The 636-nt window shown below is 57.7% G+C and carries 1 rRNA gene; it reads left to right on the forward strand.

Annotation, left to right across the window (positions count from 1 at the left end):
• A 23S ribosomal RNA gene (locus ABD254_RS21395) occupies nt 1-636 on the forward strand; the annotation flags it as partial.

Below are 636 nucleotides of genomic sequence, written 5' to 3' on the forward strand. Positions count from 1 at the left end.
GGGGTGAAAGGCCAATCAAACTTCGTGATAGCTGGTTCTCCCCGAAATGCATTTAGGTGCAGCGTCACGTGTTTCTTGCCGGAGGTAGAGCTACTGGATGGCTAATGGGCCCTACCAGGTTACTGACGTCAGCCAAACTCCGAATGCCGGTAAGACATAGCGTGGCAGTGAGACTGCGGGGGATAAGCTTCGTAGTCGAGAGGGAAACAGCCCAGACCACCGGCTAAGGCCCCTAAGCGTGTGCTCAGTGGGAAAGGATGTGGAGTTGCACAGACAACCAGGAGGTTGGCTTAGAAGCAGCCACCCTTGAAAGAGTGCGTAATAGCTCACTGGTCAAGTGATTCCGCGCCGACAATGTAGCGGGGCTCAAGTACACCGCCGAAGCCGTGGCACTCACACAACAACCCAGCATGATCCTTCGGGGTCGTGTTCAGGTGTGTGGGTGGGTAGGGGAGCGTCGTGTGGGCAGTGAAGCCGCAGGGTGACCTAGTGGTGGAGCCCACACGAGTGAGAATGCAGGCATGAGTAGCGAATGACGGGTGAGAAACCCGTCCGCCGAATGACCAAGGGTTCCAGGGCCAGGTTAATCCGCCCTGGGTAAGTCGGGACCTAAGGCGAGGCCGACAGGCGTAGTCG

The organism is Isoptericola hypogeus (genome assembly GCF_039531145.1).
Lineage (GTDB): Bacteria > Actinomycetota > Actinomycetes > Actinomycetales > Cellulomonadaceae > Isoptericola > Isoptericola hypogeus.